Below are 18,890 nucleotides of genomic sequence, written 5' to 3' on the forward strand. Positions count from 1 at the left end.
GGGCTCAGCCCCCGGTTGCCTTAACAGCGATGCTGCTCAGCACCACCTCCAGCCTTGAAGGCCAGCCGATCCGGCACTACCTGGGCCTGGTGCACGGCGAAACAATTTTGGGCGCCAATATTTTTCGCGACATTCTGGCCTCCATCCGGGACCTAATCGGCGGCCGGGCTAGGTCCTATGAAGCCACGCTGGAGCGGGCCCGGGAGATGGCACTGCAGGAACTAGGTAGGCGCGCTCGATTGCTGGGCGCCGATGCCGTTGTGGGGGTGCGGGTGGACTACGAGGTGCTGGGACAGGCGGGTGGGATGTTGATGGCTTGCGCAATCGGCACTGCCGTACGGCTCGAGGCTGCTGGGGATTGGGCTCCTGGGGATAGGGGCCTTCCACCGCCGCCGCTACCGCCTCAACCCTGACCCTGCTGCAGACCCCGCAAAGCCGTAAGTAGGGCTGCCGGGCTCTGGGGATCCACCATCAGCACACTGCCTCCAGGAGCCTGAGCCATCTGCTCGCCCATCGCCATCCAGTCGCCGGCCAGCAGCAAACGCATCGCCTCGGCGGCCTGGGGGTTGGCCTGCATCGCCTCGGCCAGCCGACTGGCCGCATCGGCCCTGGCCTGGGCCAGCAGGGTCTGCTGCTTGGCCTGGGCTTCGGCATCGAGCAGCAGGGCCTCCGCCCGGCCCCGGGCCGCATTTATCTGGGAGTCGCGCTCGCCTTCCGAACGCAAAATTGCCGCCCGCTTCTCCCGCTCAGCTGTCATCTGCTGCTCCATCGCCTGCTGCACGCCACGGGATGGCTGGATATCGCGCAATTCCACCCGAGTCACCTTCACGCCCCAGGGATCGGTGGCCTGATCCAGCTCCTTCATCAGCACCTCATTCACCTCCTGGCGGGTGGTGAAGGTTTGGTCGAGGTCGAGCTTGCCCATCTCGGCCCGGATCTGGGTGAGCACCAGGTTCACCATGGCCGCCTGCAGATTGTCGACGGCGTAGTAGGCGCGGGCGTGCTCCAGCAGCTGCCAATACACAACCGCATCCACCTCGATGCCGACGTTGTCGCGGGTGATGCACTGCTGGGGCGGAATATCGAGCACCCGCTCCTTGAGCGATTCGTGGCTCACCACCTTCTCCAGCCCCGGCAGCACCAAGGAGAGGCCCGGCTGCAGCTGGCGGTCGTACTTGCCAAGGCGCTCCACCAGGCGCGACTGGCCGCCGCTGGTGACCTTGACGCTGCTGACGCCGAGCAGGGCCATCAGCACCAAGGCGGGCAGGGAGAGCAGAGCTTCCACGGCAGGAATCCGAGCATGAGATACCAACGCTAGTCAGCATGGGTGAGCTGAACCACCCCCACCCGCCGCGCCGCCATGGCTCCCGTGTCGCTCCTCTGGCTGCTGCTGGCCACCGGCCTGCTGCTGCTTGCCCTGGCGGGCGCCGAGGTGGATGGGCTGTTACCGGCGGCGGTGGTGGCCCTGGTGTTGTCAGTGGCGACGGCCTGGTTACCCCTGCCGCCCCTGCTGCAGCTAGGCCTACTGGCGGGCCTCACCGGCCTGGGGGTGTTGGGTCTGCGGCGCTGGTCGGCACGGCAGCGGCACCGCAGCCTGCCGCCAGCGGAAACCGCCACGGTGCTCAGTGGCTTCGACGGCAGCGATACGGGTCGGGTGCGCTGGCACGGCCAGAGCTGGAGCGCCGTCAACCTGGGCAGCAGCCAAGCCCTCAGCCCAGGTGCGGCCGTGACCGTGCTGGGCCGCGAGGGCAATCAGCTGCAGGTGTTGGGGTCTAAGGAAAATTGAGTCTTGGTCTAGACCCAGCCCTAGGGGAGACTGAGACCAAGCACCCCCACTCCATGCAACTCCGCATCGGCAATGGCTACGACATCCACCGGCTGGTGCCCGGTCGGGCGCTGATCCTGGGCGGCCAGCGGCTGGAGCATCCCGCCGGCCTGGGGCTTGATGGCCACAGCGATGCCGACGTGCTGGTGCACGCAATCATGGACGCCCTGCTGGGGGCCCTTTCCCTAGGCGACATCGGCCTGTATTTCCCACCGGACGACCCGCAGTGGCAGGGAGCCGACAGCCTGGAGCTACTGGAGCAGGTAGTGGCCCTGGTGATGGAGCGGGGTTGGAGCGTGGTGAATGTGGATTCAGTGCTAGTGGCCGAGCGGCCCAAGCTCAAGCCCCACATCGCCTCGATGCGTTCTGCCATCGCGGCGCGCATGGGGCTGGCAGCCGATCAGGTGGGCGTCAAAGCCACCACCAACGAACAGCTGGGGCCTGAAGGCCGCGAAGAGGGCATCTCCTGCCACGCCGTGGTCCTGCTGCAGAAGCCGTGACCCCCCTTCGCTGGCGCCGGGTTTCTAGCCTGATCGGACTGCTGTTGATTCAGGGGGTGACGCTGGTGCTGCTGCTTACCAGCCATGCCGCGCCAGTGCGGGCGGCCTTTGCCGAGCCCGATGGCTCCTACGACGTGGTGGTGGTGGAACACCTGCGCCTGAAGGTGCCGGCCGAGGGCCGCCAGGCCTGGCTTGAGGCGGAACGGGGCAGCTGGGAACCCTGGCTGGCCCAGCAGGAGGGCTTTCTCGATCGCCAGCTGCTCTGGGATCCCGCCACCGAGGAGGGCACCCTGTTGATCCGCTGGGTCGATCGCGAGCACTGGAAGGCGATTCCGCCGCAAGCGGTGCAGGCGGTGCAGGAGCGCTTTGAGCAGCTGGCCCAAGCGGCCACCGGCCAATCACAAGGCAACCCCTTCCCGCTGGTGTTTGAAGGTGAGCTGCTGCCGCCATGAGCCGCATCAGCGCAAACAAGGCCACCTACGTGCTCGGCAGCCATGCCGAAGATCGGGCTTGGTGCCTCTGGGTGACACCGGCCATTGTTGAGATGGTGTGGGAGCGGCTATGAACGGCAGCCCGGAGCATCGACTCGACCTTGGCCGCCGCCAGCGGCTGGGGATGGTGGAGGCGATCTGGGGCGAGCACAAAAGTGTCGAGCAGATCGCCCGGATCCTGGAGGAGCTGGATGGCGCAGGAGAGCTAGCGCTTGTGACCCGCATCTGCCCTGAGAAGGCGGAAGCCGTGGCAGCACTACTTGGGCCGGAGCGAGGGGAGGCCTGGCTTCTGCAGCACCATTCACAGGCCCGCTGTCTCAGCGCCGGCCCCCTACCAAGCCCGGATTCCAGGCTGGGGCGGGTAGCGGTGCTGAGCGGCGGCACCAGTGATCTGCCGGTGGCGGCCGAGGCCCAGCTGGCCTTGGCCTGCCATGGCATCGCCACCGAGCTGGTGCTGGATGTGGGCGTGGCGGGGCTGCACCGGCTGCTCGAGCGCCTCGAAGAGCTGCGTCATGCCGATGTGCTGATCGCCTGTGCTGGTATGGAGGGAGCCCTGCCCACCGTGCTGGCCGGGCTACTACCCCAGCCGGTGATCGGCGTGCCGGTAGCGGTGGGCTATGGCGTAAGTGCCGGTGGCGTGGCCGCCTTGCACGGCATGTTGGCCAGTTGCGCCCCCGGGCTCACGGTGGTCAACATCGACAACGGTTACGGCGCCGCCATGGCAGCCCTGCGGATCCTGGGCTGCGGGCCTGGGCGCTCAGCAGCCGGGTCGCAGGGGAGTTGAACCGGGCTGCTCAATCTCGAGCACCGCTTGAATCCAGAGCTGCATCGAGCGGGGCAATAGTCCCTGCTCGTAGCGCTCGATGGCCTGCAGCAGCACCGCTGTATTGACCCAAGTTGGCGAGCGACGCAGCATCAAAACAGCCGGCACTCAGCGCAGTGTGGGTAGCTAGCCAGCCATGGGCAAGGGGAAAGGCAAAGATCTCCCCTCGCCGTTTGGGACTCGAACCAGGACAGCAGTCCTAGAGGTGTTGAAGCTGGGGGTAAGCAGTTAGCAATTCTTCGGTGCTCAGCACTTCACCAGCCCCTTCCGGCTGCCAGATCACCTCGATCGCCAGCAGGTCAGCTGCACCGACGGCACCGAGTTGCTGCAGCGAATCGCGCACCTGGTCGGCACTGCCCGAACCCTTGAGCGCAAGCCGGCTGCGGCTTGCCACCAGCAGGGTGACGGCGATGAAATCGCTACTGGCATCGCTATCTCCTGCGGCCACGCTGTCATCGCTAAAGCGCTTGCCGCCCACATTGGTGGTGACCTCTCGCTGCAACTTGCTGCGCTCCGTCATCGAAAGGCGATTAAAGGTGGATTCGGCACTAGCGAAAGGCACCTGACCCACCTCTGAATTGGCATAGACCCAGAGGTCGGGGTGGCGCAGCAGGGCCAAGGTGGTCTCCTGAAGCAGGGCTTGGAGGCCAGCCGCATGGCTGGTGTCAGCGCTGCCAGCTAAACGGCGCAGATCGGTTTGAAGCTGGCGGGCCGATGCCAGCAGCCCCACCTGCAGCTGGCTGATAGTGACCGGGCCATCGGGGCGGCCGCCGCCCACCAGATCGCTGCGGCTGCCGGAAATTGCTGGCCCCTGGCCGCCCCCGCCGCCACCACGCACCGCATTGAGCAGCAGACCTCCCACGGCCATCAGCACAAGGAAGCCAAACAGGCCACCGCCACCGAAACCAAACATTGGAATCAGGAAGGGAAAGCCGATGCCCCCTCCCCCATAGCCACCGCGGTAGCCGCTGTTGTAGCCGCCACCACCACCTCTATAACCACCACCGCCATAGCTTCTCGGCATCGAGGGGGCCGAGCGGAAGCTGCCGCCACCTATGCGGCCGCCACTGGCGGCCCAGCTGGGGCTGGGATGCACCACCAACAGGCTCAGGACCAACATCGGCACGGCCAACAAGCTGAAGCAGCGCCGCAAGACCAGACGGGTAGAAAGCGCCAAGGCGCTGGAAGCGATTGGTCGGAATCTAGGAACCACCGCCCACAATGGTGACCACCTCCAGCACATCGGATTCCACCACCGGCTGGGTGGGCCAGGCCTGTCTGGGCAGGATCGTGCCGTTGAACTCCACCACCACCAAGCGGGGCTTGTAGCCCAGTTCCAGCAGGGCCTGCTCCAAATTGAGTCCGGCTGAGCAGGCTCGCTGATCGCCGTTTACCTGCAGCCGGATCACGAAGCCGGCACCTCAAGTGCTGCCAGCAGCTCGGCTGTGGCGGCAGCCGGATCAACCGCCTCGGTGATCGCCCGCACCACCGCAATCCGCTGGGCTCCAGCAGCCCGCACCGCCGCCACCTTGCTGACCTCCAGCCCGCCGATGGCAAAGAAGGGGATCGGACTAGCCGCCGCGGCCTGGCGCACGTAATCGAGCCCCACCGGCTCCCGGCCGGGCTTGGTGGGGGTGGCCTCCACCGGGCCGACACCGATGTAGTCGCAACCATCGCTGACCGCCTGCTGCAACTGGGCCAGGGCATGGGTGCTGCGGCCAATCAACCGATCTGGGCCCAGCAGCTGGCGCGCCACCGCCGGCGGCAGATCCCCCTGGCCCAGGTGCACCCCGTCGGCCTCCACAGCCAGGGCAATATCAATGCGGTCATTCACCAAAAACAGGGCGCCATGGGCGGCGCAGAGCTGGCGCAGGGCTCGGGCCTGGCTGAGTTTTTGCAGGTCATCGAGACCGGCGGCCTCTTTGGCGCGGTATTGCACCAGGCGTACCCCGGCCCCCAGGGCCGCGGCCACCACCTGCTCCAGGTCGGGCACCGGCGAAGTAACCAAATAGAGCCGGCAGCTAGCCAGCAGCTCACGGCGGCCCGCCCCGCCCGCAGCGGCCAGACGACAGGCCTGCAACAGATCCACTTCAAGGTCGTAGAGCAGATAGCGCAGAGCTGAGGCCTCCTCAGCCAGCAGGGGATCGCTGCTGCGCCCAAATTCCTCCAGCACCCGCAAAGCCTCCTGCACCCGGCCGGCGTTGGCACCCACCACGGCGCTGGGGCTGGATCGCTCCGCTTGGGCCGGATGGCCGAGGCCCGCGGCCGGATCGGTGGCGGTGTGGCGCGCAAATTTGTAGGCATCGCGATGCAACCTGCCCAGCCGCTGGCGCATGTCCTTGGTTCGCACCACCAGATCGCCTCGATCGAGGCCAAAGCGGGCCCAATCTTCCAGTACCCGCAAGCCCTCGCGAGCCCGATCGAGGTTGGCATCGAGCAGCCGATCGCGAGCTGGGCTGGAGGAGCTGTCTAGGGTGGAATCCATCACACAGGGGCCAATGGCAGGCGAGCCAGGCAATCCAAATCGGGGCAATACCGACAGCCCGATGCTGGTGCTGATTTCAGGGATTCTGCTGCTCGGCGGGATCGCAACCTTCATTGGCTGGGGTCTCACCCACGCCTATCCCGGCGCTTAAGGCGCGGGCCAGCTGGGCATCGGCCGCAATCTGGGCTACCAGCTGGTCAAAGCTGGCGAAGGTTTGCTGGCGGCGCAGCAGTTGCAGCGGCTCCACCACCAGCTCCAATCCCTCAAGCTCCAGCTGCCGATCGAGCAGGTGCACCTCCACCGCCGAGGGGGCGGTGGGATCCACCGTGGGCTGGGGGCCGAGGTTCATCACCGCCGGCAGCATGGCCCCACCTTCCACAGAAGCGGTCGCCGCATAAACCCCCTCCAGCGGCAAAAACTTGCGGCCATCCACCTGCAGGTTGGCGGTGGGCCAACCGAGTTGCTTACCAAGCCCGCGGCCACGCACCACCAGGCCGCTGAAGCGATAGGGACGCTCCAGCAAGCGGCGGGCCTCCGCCAGATCCCCAGCCCCTAGGGCCCGGCGAATGCGGCTGCTGCTCACCCGCTCCTCGCCATCCCAGAGCATCGGCAGCACCTGCACCTCGATGCCGTGACGGGAACCAATCTCCGCCAGGGCATGACTGTCGCCACTGCGGCCGGCCCCGAAGCGAAAGTTTTCACCCACGGCGACCCGCTGGGCAGCCAGCTGGCCCACCAGCACCTGTTCCACGAAGGCCTCGGGGCTGAGGGCGGCCAGCTCTCGACTGAAAGGCACCAGCACCAGCTGCTCAATGCCCAGGGGCTCCAGCAGATGCAGCTTTTCAGCGGGCAGGTCGAGCCGTAAGCGCGCCTCGCCGTGCAGCACCTCGCGCGGATGGGGCCAGAAGCTCACCACAGTGGCGATTGCCGCCTGTTCGCTGCCCGGGGCAGCGGTAACAGCCGCGATCACGCGGCGGTGCCCCTGGTGCAGGCCGTCAAAGCTGCCGAGGGCGATGGCCGTGGGGCGCAGGGCCTCCTGGGGGGATCGCAGGGGTATCAACGCTACGGAACCCAAAGGCAACGGGAGCCAAATCGATCCTCCCATGGCACCTTTGGGGCACCCATCTGGATGGCTGAATGGCTGACCGCCTCGACCTGCAGCTAATCGCCGCGGCATTGCGGCGCCTGGGCTGGATTCGGCTCTGGTCCCAGGTGGTGCTGGGAGTGGTGGTGGTTGGGGTGCTGCTTTTCAACAACATCGGCGGCCGCCTGGCGGCCAATTCAGCCCGCGCCCTCGGCCTGGGGCCTGGCATCTCACTCACCACCATCGCCTTCCTGCTGCTGCTCTGGTGCATCTGGCAGAGCTGGCTGGTGGTGCGCTGCGGCCGGGCCCTCAATTCGCCGGTGCGGCCCAGCAAGGGTGAAACCTCGCGGCTGATCAAGCGGGGCGTGCTGGCCGACCTGGCCGGCATCACCTTGGCGGTGCTGGGCTATCAGTCGCTGGCGGGCAGCCTGTTCGTGCAGGCCTCCCAACAGGTGCCCGGCTTCTTTGGTGCCCAGATCCAGGCGACCCCTGGCGTGGCTGGTCGGGTGATCGGTCTACCGATCACCTCGATCGAGATGCTGGCCGTGCTGGGCAACACCCAGGTGCTGTTTGCCCACCTGATCGGGCTCTGGATCAGCCTCTGGCTGCTGCAGCGGGTTTACCGCACAACCTGATTAACGGCCGCTCACCAAACCGGCAGATCAGCCGTGCGACCCCGCCAGAAGATGTCCGGTTGGAGCGGCGTCAGCGAGACCCCACCGGCATTGATCTGGGCCACATCGGTGGGCCAGGCCGCCGGCCCCGACACCTGGGCCTCCAGATCGTTGACCACCTCCCCCGCCAGCCAGTAGTAGCTGCGGCCGCGGGGGTCTACCCGCTGCTCGAACTGGTCGGTGTAGCGGCGCACCGCTGAATTGCACCAGCGCAGCTCTCCAATCGCCTCTGCCGGCCGGGGCGGCACATTGAGGTTGAGCAACATGTTGCTCGGCCAGCCCTCCGCCAGCATTCGCTCAGCCACATCGAGGGCGAGGCGTGCCGCAGGCGCAAATTGGCGCCATTGAAAGTCGGCACTGCTTACTGCCAGGGCGGGAAGGCCCTCAATCGTGCCCTCCATCGCCGCACTCACGGTGCCGGAATAGAGCACGTCGGTGCCCAGGTTTGGACCATGGTTGATACCGGAGAGCACCAGATCCGGCCACTCATCCAGCAAGGAAAACAGGGCGAGCTTGACGCAGTCGGAGGGGGTGCCGCTGCAGGCCCAGGCCTGGACGCCATCATCGAACAACTCATCAGCCCGCTCCGCCCGGATAGGGGTCTGCAGGGTGAGACCGTGGCCCGTAGCGGAGCGCTCCTGGTCAGGACACACCACACTCACCTGGTGGCCGCGGGCCAGGGCCGCATTGGCCAGGGTGCGAATGCCTTCAGCGAAGACCCCGTCGTCGTTGCTGATCAGGATCTTGAGCGGTGCCATCGGGCCTAACGCCATTTAGCCGCAACGTAACTGGGGTGGCTCCTTACAGTCAGCAATCCCTCCGCCCCTGCCGTGAGCGCCACCGTTTCCCTGCAGCAGCTCACCGACCAGCTCCAGGCGCTGGAAAGCCAGGCTGCAGCAGAGATATCCACCGCCAGCACCGCTGCTGAACTGGAAGAACTTCGAGTGGGACTACTCGGCAAGAAGGGGCGCCTTTCTGGCGTGCTCGGCGCCATGGGCAAGCTGCCAGGCGATGAGCGGCCCCTAATCGGCCAAAGGGCCAACGTGCTCAAAGAGCAGGTGCAGGCGCTGCTTGGCGAGCGACTTACGGCCGTGAAAAGCGCCGCCATGGCCGAGCGTCTCGCCGGCGAAACCATTGACGTCACAGCGGCTTGCAGCTTCACGCCGCCGGGCCACCGCCACCCCTTAATCAGCACGATCGAGGAGATCGTCGACATCTTTGCCGGCCTGGGATATCGGGTGTCGGAGGGGCCGGAGATCGAGAGCGACTACTACAACTTCACGGCCCTCAACATCCCCGAGCATCACCCCGCCCGGGACATGCAGGACACCTTTTATCTGGGCGATAGCCAGCTGCTGCGCACCCACACCTCGCCCGTGCAGATCCGCTACCTGGAGAACAACCCACCGCCGGTGCGGGTAGTCGCCCCAGGGCGGGTGTATCGCCGCGACGCCGTGGATGCCACCCACTCGCCGGTGTTCCACCAGGTGGAGGTGCTGGCGATTGATGAGGGGTTGGACTTCAGCCACCTGCGCGGCACCGTCACGGCCTTTCTGCAGCAGTTCTTCGGCGACCTACCGGTGCGCTTTCGGGCCAGCTACTTCCCCTTCACCGAGCCCAGCGCCGAAGTGGATGTGCAGTGGCGTGGTCGCTGGCTGGAGGTGATGGGCTGCGGCATGGTCGACCCGGCCGTACTCACCGGTATGGGCCTTGATCCAGAGCGCTGGAGCGGCTTTGCCGCTGGCCTGGGCGTCGAGCGCTTCTGCATGGTGCGCCACGGCATCGACGACATTCGCCGCCTCTACACCAGCGATCTGCGCTTCCTGGAGCAGTTTTAGTTGGGCGGTTTGGTAGCAGCCCCATAAACTCGGGCAGCTCTCCGCTTCCCGATCGGTGCCCCGCGTCGGACTGATCGTGAATGACGGCAAGGACCTCGCCCTGTCCACAGCCGATGCCATCGAGGCGCGCTTCACGGCGGCTGGCTACGGCGTGGTGCGGGTTAGCAGCTCCGGCGGCATGGTGGGTTTCGCCAACCCCGACCAGCACCTGCGCACCCGGGGCTATGCGGCTTGCGTGCCGGCCGGCTTCGACCGGGACCTAAGCCTGGCGGTGGTGCTGGGCGGCGACGGCACCGTGCTTTCAGCCGCCCGTCAAACGGCTCCGGTTAGCGTCCCGATCCTGACCGTCAATACCGGCCATCTGGGCTTTCTGGCGGAGGCCTACCTGCACCAGCTGGAGGGGGCCCTGGAGCAGGTGCTCTCCGGCGAGTGGACCGTGGAGGAGCGCACGATGCTGATCGTCAGCGTGATGCGCGGCGAGCAGCGGCGCTGGGAGGTGCTCTGCCTCAACGAAATGGCCTTGCACCGCGAGCCGCTCACCTCGATGTGCCACTTCGAAATCGCCATCGGCCGCCATGCCCCAGTCGATATCGCCGCCGACGGAGTGATCCTCGCCACCCCAACCGGCTCCACCGCCTACGCCCTCAGCGCCGGCGGACCAGTGATCACCCCCGACTGCCCGGTGCTGCAACTCACGCCGATCGCGCCCCATTCGCTGGCCTCGCGCGCCCTGGTGTTCAGCGACCGCGAGCCGGTGACGGTGTTTCCCGCCACGCCGGAGCGGCTGATGATGGTGGTCGATGGCAGCGCTGGTTGTTACATCTGGCCGGAGGACCGGATCCTGGTGCGCCGCAGCGAGCAACCCGTGCGCTTCGTGCGGCTGGCCGACCACGAGTTTTTCCAGGTGCTGCGCAACAAATTGGGTTGGGGCCTGCCCCACGTGGCCAAGCCCGGCAACGGCACAGCGCCATGAACGATCCACGCATCCTGCTGCTGGGCCCTGAGGCCGAGGCCCTAGCGCCACGGCTTGAGGCTTCCGGCTATTCGTGCAGCAGGGAGCCTTTACCGGCTGGGGCAAACCCGGATGCGGTGCTGCTCTCCAGCGGCGATTCGGGCCGCATCGCCTCCCTGCGAGAGCAGTGGGGCACCATCCCGGTGCTGCTGGATGTGGGCGACGACACGGTGGAGGCGCGGGTCCACTGCCTCAGCTCAGGAGCAGACGACTTCTGGCTTTCAAGCCTCGGCCCCAGCGACCTGCTGATGCGGCTGAGGTTGCATCTAGATCTCACAAGCCGCGCCAATGTGCCGGCCCAGCTACTGCAGGTGGGCGACCTGGTGCTGAACCCCAGCACCCGCCAAGTGAAACGGGGAGCGCGGCCCGTGGGCCTGACGGCTAGGGAATACCAGCTGCTGCTCCTGCTGCTTGAGCGCAAGGGCACCGTGGTGAGCCGGGAGTTGATCCTGCGCCAGGTATGGAACGACGAGCAGGACAGCAGTAGCAACAGCAGCAGCAGCAACGTGATTGAGGTGTATGTGCGCTACCTGCGCCAGAAACTGGAAGAGGGCGGTGAACGGCGGCTGATACACACGATCCGCGGCCAGGGCTACTGCCTAAGCGAGCGGCTGCCCCAGCTGGAGAGCCGCGAATGAACGCCAGATGCCGCTGGGGGCTGGCCCTGCCTGGGGTGGCTGCCCTGCTGTGCGGCTTCACGCCGCCGCCCCAGTGGCTGCCGATCACAGCCCGCTGGTGCCTAGCGCCTGATCGCTGCATAGCACTGGAGGTTGCCGACACCCACGAAAAGCAGAGCAAGGGCCTGCAGCTGCGGCCGGCGCTAGCGCCATTGCGGGGCATGTGGTTCCCCTACAGCCCGCCCTCTCTGGCTCGCTTCTGGATGCACCGCACCCCGGAGCCTCTCGACATGTTGTTTGTGCTGGGCGGCCGGGTCGTAGCGATAGAAGCCCACACCAAACCCTGCCTGCACCTGCCCTGCCGCAGCTACGGCCCCGACCAGGCCGTAGACGGCGTGCTGGAGCTAGCCGCCGGCCAGGCCGCAGCCCAGGGCATCCAGGTGGGTAGCCCGGTGCAGATAGAAGCCATCAAGGCAGCTGCCCCTTCAACACCAGCACGGGATTGAGGGGCGCCAGGCGGGTGCCGTCCGCCAGTGGGGCACCACGCCAGGCCTGATGCTGGCCCACCGCCACGGCGCAGCCGGCCTGCTCCAGCAGCGGCCGCAACTCCGCCAAAGCTTCCAAGGTGGCCAGGGGGATCACCACCACGCCGCCAGGCCGCAGCCGCTGCAACACCGCAGTCAGCACCACCGCCCGCTCCCGGCCACCTCCGCCGATAAGTACCCGATCCGGATCGGGCAGCTCCGCGAGGGCCTCGGGGGCCCGGCCCTCGCGGAAACCCGCTGGCCGCACCCCCAGCCGCTCGGCGTTAGCTGCGATCAGCGCCGCTGAGCCGCCACGCCGCTCCAGGGACCAGAGCGCCAGACCAGGCCGCAGCCGCAGCGCCTCCAGCCCCACCGAACCCACGCCGGCGCCGATATCCCAGAGCACGCCGCGCTCGGGCAGTTCCAAATCTGCCAGCAACTGAATGCGCACCTCCCGCTTGGTCATCAAGCCGGGGCGGTCGTCGTGCTGCAGAAACAGGCCGTCTTCAAGGCCAAACAGGGGTAGGGCGGCGGGATCAGCAGGGGGCGCCGGCGGCTCAGCGATCAACAGCACCAGATGCAGCGGATCGCAATCGATCGGCAGGGGTGCCCCGGGGACCAGCCGCTGCAGCCGCTCTTCGGGGTGGCCCAGCCGCTCGCACAGCCAGAAGGCATAGGCCGCCTCCAGCCCAGAGGCCGCCAGGATCAGCCGCACCTCCTCGGCGCCGCCGCGGCTTGGGTCGGTGAGCACCGCCAGGGCGCTGGGGCGCTTCTGCAGGGCGGCGGCCAGGGGTTCGGGGTCGCGGCCGTGCAGGCTGATCCAGCTGGCGTCCTGCCAGGGGCGGCCGAGGCGGGCAAAGGCCAGCTGCAGCGAGCAGGGGGCGGGATGAAAGCGCAGCTGGGCCGCCGGAAAGCGCTGCAGCAGCAGGCGGCCGATGCCAAACCAAAGCGGGTCGCCACTAGCGAGCAGCACCGCCGGCCGGCCGGCTGCCAGGGCCTGCTGCAGCGGACCGAAAATCTGCTCGGGCCGATCGCTGGCCAGGAGCTGGGGGCAGGGGCTCCCCGCCGGGATGCGGCCGGCCCCCTGCTCCTCTTGCCACCAAGGGCCAAGCTCCGTCAGCAGACGCTGGGGGGCAAGCAGCAGCTGGGCAGCTCGCACCAAGGCGAGGCTGCGGGCCGGCAGCGCAGCCACCCCCCCGGCATCGGTGCCGACCACCTCCAACACGGCCTGCTGAGCCAGGGCGCCCCACGGTCACTGCAGCCATGATGGCCGGCCTGTGCCACCGGACCCAGCCATGAGCGACCGCCGCCAGCGCATCCACGACCTGGTGCTGGCCCTGCTGGCCCAGCAAAAAGACCTGGAGCTGCTGGCCGGCGACGGCACGGGCCTGCCCAGCGGCGATCCCGGCAACTGGATCGAACGCAACCGCCGCGTGGTGCAGCGCTACCAAGCCCTGGTGCGCTCGGCCGTGACCCTCGACGCCCTGGTGGATCAGGAGGTGAACGGGGGTTTCCAGGCGCCAGACAACCAGGCCTACTGATCGGCCCTACTCAATCCCGATCACCAGTCCAACATCAAAATCCGCATAAACTGCTTGCAAGGTCGGACTCGAGGAGGCTGAAACCATGAAAGTGACCGTTGAACTTTCGGACACTGAGATGGCCGAAATCCTGGACTTCACGGGCGAGCGCAAGAAGGGGCCCGCCATCCGCCGCCTGATGGAGGAGGCCCTGCAGCAGCACCGTCGCGCCCAGATCGCTCAGCGATTTCTCAGCGGCGAATGGGGCGTGCAGCTGGAGAGCTACGAGGCCGACCAAGAGCGCGAGCGCCAACGGAACCAGGAGTTCGCTCCATGACCCTGCTGCTCGACACCAGCCTGTGGATCGACTTCACCCGTGCCAGGAGCCCGGCCCCCCTCAAACAGTTCATCGCGCCCTTCGTGCTCGACCCTGAGGCCCACCTGGCGGAACCGGTGCGTTTTGAGATGCTGCGTTCAGCCCGTCCAGACGAAGCCCAGCAACTGACAGCCCAGTTCGCCACCCTGCCCACGCTCTCCACCCCTGCAGATCTGTGGCAGCGGGCGATCGACCTGGGCCAGGCCTGCCGCCAGATCGGTCAGACGGTTCTCAGCCTCGACCTCCTGGTGGCCGCCGTGGCTCTGCACCACAACGCATTGCTGGTGAGTTTCGACGCCGACTTTGAGACCATCGCCTCGGTGAGTGAGCTGCGCCTGCAACGCCTTAAACGCCCAGCCTGAGCCATTTCCACCACTCCATCCAGCGCCGCGCGCCGCCAGCTGCTCGAAGGCCGCAGCGAGCTGCACCTGTTCGACACCGCCGCCTGGGTGGGGCCTCTGGAGAGATTGCTGGAGCGGCTGCTTCCGGTGGAGCTGCTCCACCCATGAGCTCGTCAGCCGGGGCTGCGGCGATAGAGCACTTGCCCCACCCGCGCAATGTGGTCCAGCAGCGCTGGATGGTTGATCGAACTCAGGCAGGAGAGATCGACGATCCAGGGGAGGAGCAGATCATCCAGATCGGCATCGATGCGGGCCAAGATCCCGGAGCTGAGTGCGGGGCCCACCAGGGTGAGATCGATGTCGGATGCAGGGCGATGGCGACCCAGAGCCCTTGAGCCATAAAGAATGGCTTCCTCCACCTCGGGATAGGCAGCCAATACCTCTTGAATGGCCGTCAGGGCCGTCTCAGTGAGACCGAAGAGCTTCGGCTTTGCGGTAAGAGCTTCTGGGCTCATGGCCTGCTCTCGTCGTGCAGAGCAGCGAAGCGATCGCGAAGGCTGCAGAACGCTGGTGTGAAGCGATGGATCACGGCGTGAGCAATCACCTGGGCCTGCTCAAGGTTGTAGGTGTGCAACGACTGGTTACGAGCCTTGATCATCTCCATCCAGGTATCGCCGTTACTGATCAGGCCATTGCGAAACGCAATCCTGGTTGCATCCCGGGAACCGGTGATGGCCTCAATTCCCTGATATTGCAGGTAATCCTTGAGAAGGTTCCAGGCCAGCTCATGGGTGAATTCGAAGCCCTGAATCAAACCCTGCTGCTCCAGCTCGCTCAGATCCCGCTCCAGGGCCAGCTGCACGCCGCGCTCCAGCACCATCAGGGCGCGCTGGAAGTTGCCAAACCGTTGGATCCAGCGAATGTCAGGCTCAGCCATGGGGTCAGGTTAGGAAAAACCGCCACCAGGGCCATCGCCATTGGGATAGCGGCTACTGAGCAGCTGCGCAAGCTCTCCTTCAGCGGCGGGCATCCTGCAGCGGGCAGCCGTAGGCATGGAACGCCCCATCGGCGCTCACCAGCAGCAGCGATTCGCTGATCGACTGGGCCACGAGCAGTCGGTCAAACGGATCGCGGTGATGGAGGGGCAACTGCTCGAGAGTCAGCAGATGGGGAAGATCAAGCGGCAGGAGCTCGAAGCCGCACTCCTGAGCCCATGGAATCGCCTGGGCGGCCGAGAGCGGCATGTCGCTGCGGGCCAGAGCGTGCTTGATGGCGATCTCCCAGAGCGACACATGGCTGATCAGCACGCTGCTGGCCTCGGCGGTAATCAGATCGCGGCTGCGGGGCCCCAGCCTGGGTTCATCGCTGATCGCCCAGAGAAAGGTGTGGGTGTCGAGCAGGAGGCGCATCAGGACTGCTCAAACAGCTCGGCGATCAGCGGATTGGCGGCATCGATCGAGTCCGGAACCTTGAACTGTCCGCGGGCCACTCCCAGACGCCGCGGCCGCCCAGCCCCCTGAAGCGCGGTGAGCCGTGCCACCGGCCTGCCATTGCGGGCGATTACCACCTCGGTTGCCGCACCGGTTTCGATGGCCTCAACTAGGCGCGAGAGGTGGGTCTTTGCCTCGAGCATGTTGACCGTGCGACGACCACCGCCGCCCGCGGCCGCAGGAGTTGTCATCTCGCCCAGAACGCAAGAACGATTACAACCTAGACCAGACCAGACCAGGCCAGTCCCACCCGCCAACTACCTCTGACAAGCTGGGCGCACCTTTTCTGGCCCCATGGCGCGCTTCGGCCTCTCAGCCCTCACATCGCTGCTGAAGGGCAACGGGGCTCCCACCGCTGGCAGCAGTAGCTGGAGCCGGGCCTTTGGCCTGGGTTGGGAGCAGCCCTACACGGTGCGCTACGCCAGCAACCTCGACGACGGCCCCAACCACGGCATGCCCCTGGGGGGCTTCGGCGCCGGCTGCATCGGCCACGCCCCCGATGGCTCCTTCAACCTCTGGCACCTCGATGGCGGCGAGCATTGGTTTGGCAACTTGCCCGACTGCCAGTTCGCCCTGTTTGAAACCGACGGCGACCAGAGCCGCGCCCATGCCCTGGCGGTGAAGCCTGAGGCCGATGCCTCCAGGCCCGCAGCCGGCGAACCCCTGAGCGCCTGGAGCTGGTATCCCGCCAGCAGCGCCAAGCAGCGCACCGGCACCTACGCCGCCCGCTACCCGATCAGCAGCACCGAATACGAGGGCATTTTTGCCGCCGAAGTGAGCTGCGAAGCCTTCAGTCCGATCCTGCCGGGCGACTACCAGCGCACCAGTTACCCGGTGGCGGTGTTCGTCTGGACCCTCACCAACCCCACCAACCGGCCCCTCGACCTCTCCCTGCTGCTCAGCTGGCGCAACACCACGGGCTGGTTCACCAACACAGACCCCACAGCAGCAGTCGAGTTTCGAGACGACGGCAGCCCAGAGCACAACTATGTGCCCGCGATCGGCCGCAGCAAGGGCCACCGCAACACCTGGGTGGAGCAACCGGGGCTCAAGGGGGTGCTGCTTGATGGTGAGCGCGCCACCCCCCTCGCCGAGGGCCAGGGCCAGTGGTGCATCGCCACCGCCGACCACCTGGAGGTGCAGCGCTGCAGCCGTTGGGATCCCAGCGGCAGTGGCGCTGAGCTGTGGGAACCCTTCGCCCGCGACGGCTCGATCCCCGACAGCAACAACGACCGCCGCAGTGGCGATAGCGACCCTGCCAGCGCCGCCCTGGCGGTGAAGTGCTGCCTTGAGCCGGGGGCCAGCATCGAAATCCCCCTGGTAATCAGCTGGGACCTGCCGGTCACGGCCTTCGCCACCGGCAGCCGCGCCCTGCGCCGCTACACCGATTTTTTTGGCGGAGAGGCCGGCGGCAGCAGCGGCACCAGCGCCGCCGCCATCGCCGCCGAGGCTCTGCGCGACTGGCGCGACTGGCGCAGTCAGATCGAGGCCTGGCAAAAACCGGTGCTGGAGCGCAGCGATCTGCCCGAACCGCTGCGGATGGCCCTGTTCAACGAGCTCTACGACCTAGCCAGTGGCGGCAGCCTCTGGACCGCCGCTGCTGCAGGCGATCCGGTGGGTCAGTTTGGCGTGCTCGAGTGCCTCGACTACGCCTGGTACGAAAGCCTGGACGTGCGGCTTTACGGCTCCTTTGCCCTGCTGCAGCTCTGGCCCGAGCTCGACAAGGCCGTGCTGCGCAGTTTCGCCCGCGCCATCCCCGCTGCCGACGCCACCCTGCGGCCGATCGGCTGGTATTTCACCCAGGGCAAGGGCCGGGTGGAGGCCGCCCGCAAACTGGCCGGTGCCACCCCCCACGATCTGGGTGCCCCCAACGAGCGGCCGTTTGAGGCCACCAATTACACCGCCTACCAAGACTGCAATCTCTGGAAAGACCTGGCCAGCGACTACGTGCTGCAGGTGTGGCGCACCTACAAGCTCGCCCCCAGCGGCCCAGACCTTGGCTTCCTCGCCGAGTGCTGGCCGGCGGCTATCCAGGCCCTCACCTACCTCAAAACCTTCGATGTAAACAACGACGGCCTGCCCGACAACGGCGGCGCCCCCGACCAAACCTTCGACGACTGGCCTCTCAAGGGCGTCAGCGCCTACTGCGGCGCCCTCTGGATCGCCGCCCTGGAGGCGGGGCTGGCGATCGCCCAGCAGCTGCAACTGGAGCTAGGGCTAGACACCAGTGGCGAACAGCGCCTACTGGGCGGCTGGGTGGAGCAGTCGCGCGCCAACTTCGATCTGCTGCTGTGGAACGGCGAGTTTTACAAAATCGATGCCGAGAGCGGCACGCCGGTGGTGATGGCAGACCAGCTCTGCGGCGACTTCTACGCCCGCCTGCTGGGACTGCCCTCCGTGGTGGCTGATGAGCGCGCCAGCAGTGCGCTTAAAGCGATTAAAGAGTCGTGCTTTGAGGGCTTCCAGGGCGGCAAGCTCGGGGTAGCCAACGGCCTGCGCCGCGACGGCACTCCGCTCGATCCCAACGGCACCCATCCCCTTGAGGTGTGGACCGGCATCAACTTCGGCCTAGCGGCCTACTACCGCCTAATGGGAGAAACCAGCACGGCCTTTGCCATCACCGGCGCCGTGGTGGAGCAGGTATACAGCGGCGGCCTGCAGTTCCGCACCCCCGAGGCGATCACTGGCGTGAACACCTTCCGGGCCTGCCACTACTTGCGCGCCATGGCGATCTGGGCCCTTTGGGCTACCCACACCAACTGGCAAGGGATTCCAGGCGCTGAGCGCCAACCATGAAACGCCTGCTTTCCCTGCTGCTGGCCCCCTTGCTGGCGCTAGGGCTCTGGCTGAGCCTGCCCACCCCGGCCCAGGCCCTGGTGCACGCCCACAACGACGAAAACGGCACCCCGGTGGTGCGCAGCCTCGAGAGCCTGCGCGACCTCGACTACCAGAGCTGGCAGGTGGTCGCTTACCGCGAAGGTACCCCGGGCGGCCCCCTGAAGCTGCGCATCGTGGGCTATCCCGGCAAGGTGCGGCTAGACCACCCCACCTCCCTGCAGGTGCGCAGCGGTCACTTCAGCTGGGAGCTGGCCGATGTGACCCTGGCCAATCCCCAGCTAGCGGGTGATGGCCGCGCCGCCGCCGCCGAGTTTGATCTAGCTCCCCTGCTGGCCGACCTGCACCAAGACCGGCCCCTGCGCCTGGTGCTGCCGGGGGTATTTGTGGAGCTGCCGGTGCCGCCATTTGTGGTGGCGGAATGGCGCAGCCTGCCCAGCGCTGCTGGATGAGCC

General features: G+C 66.9%; 27 protein-coding genes. 15 read left to right on the plus strand and 12 right to left on the minus strand.

Annotated elements, in window-relative coordinates:
* The first annotated feature begins 29 nt into the window (after nt 1–29).
* Nucleotides 30–413 (plus strand): heavy metal-binding domain-containing protein, encoded by a 384-nt coding sequence (locus KBY75_RS08895; protein ID WP_254937789.1) that lies wholly within the window; start codon nt 30–32, stop codon nt 411–413.
* On the opposite strand, the gene KBY75_RS08900 is transcribed toward KBY75_RS08895, so the two are convergent.
* Nucleotides 404–1,285 carry an SPFH domain-containing protein gene (locus tag KBY75_RS08900; RefSeq protein ID WP_255023646.1) on the minus strand — a complete coding sequence of 294 codons (882 nt, stop codon included), beginning with the start codon at nt 1,283–1,285 and terminating at the stop codon, nt 404–406. The two genes, KBY75_RS08895 and KBY75_RS08900, sit on opposite strands and share 10 nt — an antisense overlap.
* A gap of 75 nt (nt 1,286–1,360) precedes the next feature.
* Here KBY75_RS08900 and KBY75_RS08905 point away from each other — a divergent pair, with 75 nt between their 5' ends.
* From KBY75_RS08905 to larB, 4 genes are all read left to right on the plus strand, one after another.
* The gene (locus KBY75_RS08905) at nt 1,361–1,786 is read left to right on the plus strand and encodes an NfeD family protein (protein WP_255023647.1); all 426 of its coding nucleotides are present in this window, start codon (nt 1,361–1,363) and stop codon (nt 1,784–1,786) included.
* Between the two features lie 53 nt (nt 1,787–1,839).
* Nucleotides 1,840–2,325, plus strand: coding sequence for a 2-C-methyl-D-erythritol 2,4-cyclodiphosphate synthase (ispF, locus tag KBY75_RS08910; RefSeq protein WP_254937781.1), 486 nt, complete (start codon nt 1,840–1,842; stop codon nt 2,323–2,325).
* Nucleotides 2,322–2,777 carry a TIGR03792 family protein gene (locus tag KBY75_RS08915; protein ID WP_396097224.1) on the plus strand — a complete coding sequence of 152 codons (456 nt, stop codon included), beginning with the start codon at nt 2,322–2,324 and terminating at the stop codon, nt 2,775–2,777. Before ispF ends, KBY75_RS08915 begins: the two co-directional genes overlap by 4 nt.
* Nucleotides 2,778–2,886: 109 nt before the next feature.
* Nucleotides 2,887–3,600 (plus strand): nickel pincer cofactor biosynthesis protein LarB, encoded by a 714-nt coding sequence (gene larB, locus KBY75_RS08920; protein ID WP_254937780.1) that lies wholly within the window; start codon nt 2,887–2,889, stop codon nt 3,598–3,600.
* Here larB and KBY75_RS08925 read toward each other — a convergent pair.
* The 5 genes from KBY75_RS08925 to KBY75_RS08945 form a co-directional block, all read right to left on the minus strand.
* Nucleotides 3,574–3,747, minus strand: coding sequence for a hypothetical protein (locus tag KBY75_RS08925; RefSeq protein ID WP_255023648.1), 174 nt, complete (start codon nt 3,745–3,747; stop codon nt 3,574–3,576). The genes larB and KBY75_RS08925 overlap by 27 nt on opposite strands.
* A 91-nt stretch (nt 3,748–3,838) precedes the next feature.
* Nucleotides 3,839–4,831, minus strand: a complete 993-nt coding sequence (locus KBY75_RS08930) for a DUF1517 domain-containing protein (RefSeq protein ID WP_396098148.1) — start codon at nt 4,829–4,831, stop codon at nt 3,839–3,841.
* Nucleotides 4,832–4,841: 10 nt separating this feature from the next.
* The gene (gene thiS, locus KBY75_RS08935; RefSeq protein WP_254937815.1) at nt 4,842–5,045 is read right to left on the minus strand and encodes a sulfur carrier protein ThiS; all 204 of its coding nucleotides are present in this window, start codon (nt 5,043–5,045) and stop codon (nt 4,842–4,844) included.
* Nucleotides 5,045–6,124 carry a thiamine phosphate synthase gene (locus KBY75_RS08940; protein ID WP_255023649.1) on the minus strand — a complete coding sequence of 360 codons (1,080 nt, stop codon included), beginning with the start codon at nt 6,122–6,124 and terminating at the stop codon, nt 5,045–5,047. Before KBY75_RS08940 ends, thiS begins: the two co-directional genes overlap by 1 nt.
* A gap of 76 nt (nt 6,125–6,200) precedes the next feature.
* The gene (locus KBY75_RS08945) at nt 6,201–7,184 is read right to left on the minus strand and encodes a bifunctional riboflavin kinase/FAD synthetase (RefSeq protein WP_255023689.1); all 984 of its coding nucleotides are present in this window, start codon (nt 7,182–7,184) and stop codon (nt 6,201–6,203) included.
* A gap of 77 nt (nt 7,185–7,261) precedes the next feature.
* Here KBY75_RS08945 and KBY75_RS08950 point away from each other — a divergent pair, with 77 nt between their 5' ends.
* Nucleotides 7,262–7,843 carry a DUF3611 family protein gene (locus KBY75_RS08950; protein WP_254937778.1) on the plus strand — a complete coding sequence of 194 codons (582 nt, stop codon included), beginning with the start codon at nt 7,262–7,264 and terminating at the stop codon, nt 7,841–7,843.
* Nucleotides 7,844–7,854: 11 nt separating this feature from the next.
* On the opposite strand, the gene surE is transcribed toward KBY75_RS08950, so the two are convergent.
* Nucleotides 7,855–8,640, minus strand: coding sequence for a 5'/3'-nucleotidase SurE (gene surE, locus KBY75_RS08955; protein ID WP_106502229.1), 786 nt, complete (start codon nt 8,638–8,640; stop codon nt 7,855–7,857).
* A gap of 72 nt (nt 8,641–8,712) precedes the next feature.
* On the opposite strand from surE, the gene pheS reads away from it, so the two are divergent.
* From pheS to KBY75_RS08975, 4 genes are read left to right on the plus strand one after another with little or no spacing between them, the layout of a single operon-like run.
* Nucleotides 8,713–9,720: a phenylalanine--tRNA ligase subunit alpha gene (gene pheS, locus KBY75_RS08960; protein WP_254937777.1), complete on the plus strand. Its 1,008-nt coding sequence runs from the start codon at nt 8,713–8,715 to the stop codon at nt 9,718–9,720.
* Between the two features lie 55 nt (nt 9,721–9,775).
* A complete protein-coding gene (locus KBY75_RS08965) occupies nt 9,776–10,693 on the plus strand; it encodes an NAD(+) kinase (protein ID WP_255023650.1) in 918 nt (305 codons plus the stop codon).
* Entirely contained in the window at nt 10,690–11,370 is a 681-nt protein-coding gene (locus KBY75_RS08970; RefSeq protein WP_255023651.1) for a response regulator transcription factor, read from the plus strand. The genes KBY75_RS08965 and KBY75_RS08970 overlap by 4 nt, the downstream gene beginning before the upstream one ends.
* Nucleotides 11,367–11,855 carry a DUF192 domain-containing protein gene (locus KBY75_RS08975; RefSeq protein ID WP_255023652.1) on the plus strand — a complete coding sequence of 163 codons (489 nt, stop codon included), beginning with the start codon at nt 11,367–11,369 and terminating at the stop codon, nt 11,853–11,855. The genes KBY75_RS08970 and KBY75_RS08975 overlap by 4 nt, the downstream gene beginning before the upstream one ends.
* Here KBY75_RS08975 and cbiE read toward each other — a convergent pair.
* Complete coding sequence (gene cbiE, locus KBY75_RS08980) at nt 11,818–13,098, minus strand: precorrin-6y C5,15-methyltransferase (decarboxylating) subunit CbiE (RefSeq protein WP_255023653.1); 1,281 nt, start codon at nt 13,096–13,098, stop codon at nt 11,818–11,820. The genes KBY75_RS08975 and cbiE overlap by 38 nt on opposite strands.
* A gap of 70 nt (nt 13,099–13,168) precedes the next feature.
* On the opposite strand from cbiE, the gene KBY75_RS08985 reads away from it, so the two are divergent.
* The 3 genes from KBY75_RS08985 to KBY75_RS08995 all read left to right on the plus strand — a co-directional run bounded on the left by KBY75_RS08985 (nt 13,169) and on the right by KBY75_RS08995 (nt 14,131).
* A complete protein-coding gene (locus tag KBY75_RS08985) occupies nt 13,169–13,414 on the plus strand; it encodes a hypothetical protein (protein WP_254937772.1) in 246 nt (81 codons plus the stop codon).
* 85 nt (nt 13,415–13,499) lie between these two features.
* Nucleotides 13,500–13,730 (plus strand): hypothetical protein, encoded by a 231-nt coding sequence (locus tag KBY75_RS08990; protein ID WP_254937771.1) that lies wholly within the window; start codon nt 13,500–13,502, stop codon nt 13,728–13,730.
* On the plus strand, nt 13,727–14,131 hold the full coding sequence (locus KBY75_RS08995) for a PIN domain-containing protein (RefSeq protein WP_255023654.1): 405 nt from the start codon (nt 13,727–13,729) through the stop codon (nt 14,129–14,131). The genes KBY75_RS08990 and KBY75_RS08995 overlap by 4 nt, the downstream gene beginning before the upstream one ends.
* A gap of 152 nt (nt 14,132–14,283) precedes the next feature.
* Here the strand turns inward: KBY75_RS08995 and KBY75_RS09000 are convergent, their stop codons facing one another.
* From KBY75_RS09000 to KBY75_RS09015, 4 genes are all read right to left on the minus strand, one after another.
* Nucleotides 14,284–14,625 (minus strand): nucleotidyltransferase domain-containing protein, encoded by a 342-nt coding sequence (locus KBY75_RS09000; protein WP_255023655.1) that lies wholly within the window; start codon nt 14,623–14,625, stop codon nt 14,284–14,286.
* Entirely contained in the window at nt 14,622–15,047 is a 426-nt protein-coding gene (locus KBY75_RS09005) for a nucleotidyltransferase substrate binding protein (RefSeq protein WP_255023656.1), read from the minus strand. The genes KBY75_RS09000 and KBY75_RS09005 overlap by 4 nt, the downstream gene beginning before the upstream one ends.
* A 79-nt stretch (nt 15,048–15,126) precedes the next feature.
* On the minus strand, nt 15,127–15,519 hold the full coding sequence (locus tag KBY75_RS09010) for a type II toxin-antitoxin system VapC family toxin (protein ID WP_255023657.1): 393 nt from the start codon (nt 15,517–15,519) through the stop codon (nt 15,127–15,129).
* On the minus strand, nt 15,519–15,791 hold the full coding sequence (locus KBY75_RS09015; protein ID WP_255023658.1) for a type II toxin-antitoxin system Phd/YefM family antitoxin: 273 nt from the start codon (nt 15,789–15,791) through the stop codon (nt 15,519–15,521). Before KBY75_RS09015 ends, KBY75_RS09010 begins: the two co-directional genes overlap by 1 nt.
* Nucleotides 15,792–15,894: 103 nt before the next feature.
* On the opposite strand from KBY75_RS09015, the gene KBY75_RS09020 reads away from it, so the two are divergent.
* Nucleotides 15,895–18,396 carry a GH116 family glycosyl hydrolase gene (locus tag KBY75_RS09020; RefSeq protein WP_255023659.1) on the plus strand — a complete coding sequence of 834 codons (2,502 nt, stop codon included), beginning with the start codon at nt 15,895–15,897 and terminating at the stop codon, nt 18,394–18,396.
* Entirely contained in the window at nt 18,393–18,887 is a 495-nt protein-coding gene (locus KBY75_RS09025) for a DUF3122 domain-containing protein (RefSeq protein WP_255023660.1), read from the plus strand. The genes KBY75_RS09020 and KBY75_RS09025 overlap by 4 nt, the downstream gene beginning before the upstream one ends.
* Nucleotides 18,888–18,890 lie beyond the last annotated feature (3 nt).

Source organism: Cyanobium sp. T1G-Tous, from assembly GCF_024345455.1.
Lineage (GTDB): Bacteria > Cyanobacteriota > Cyanobacteriia > PCC-6307 > Cyanobiaceae > Cyanobium_A.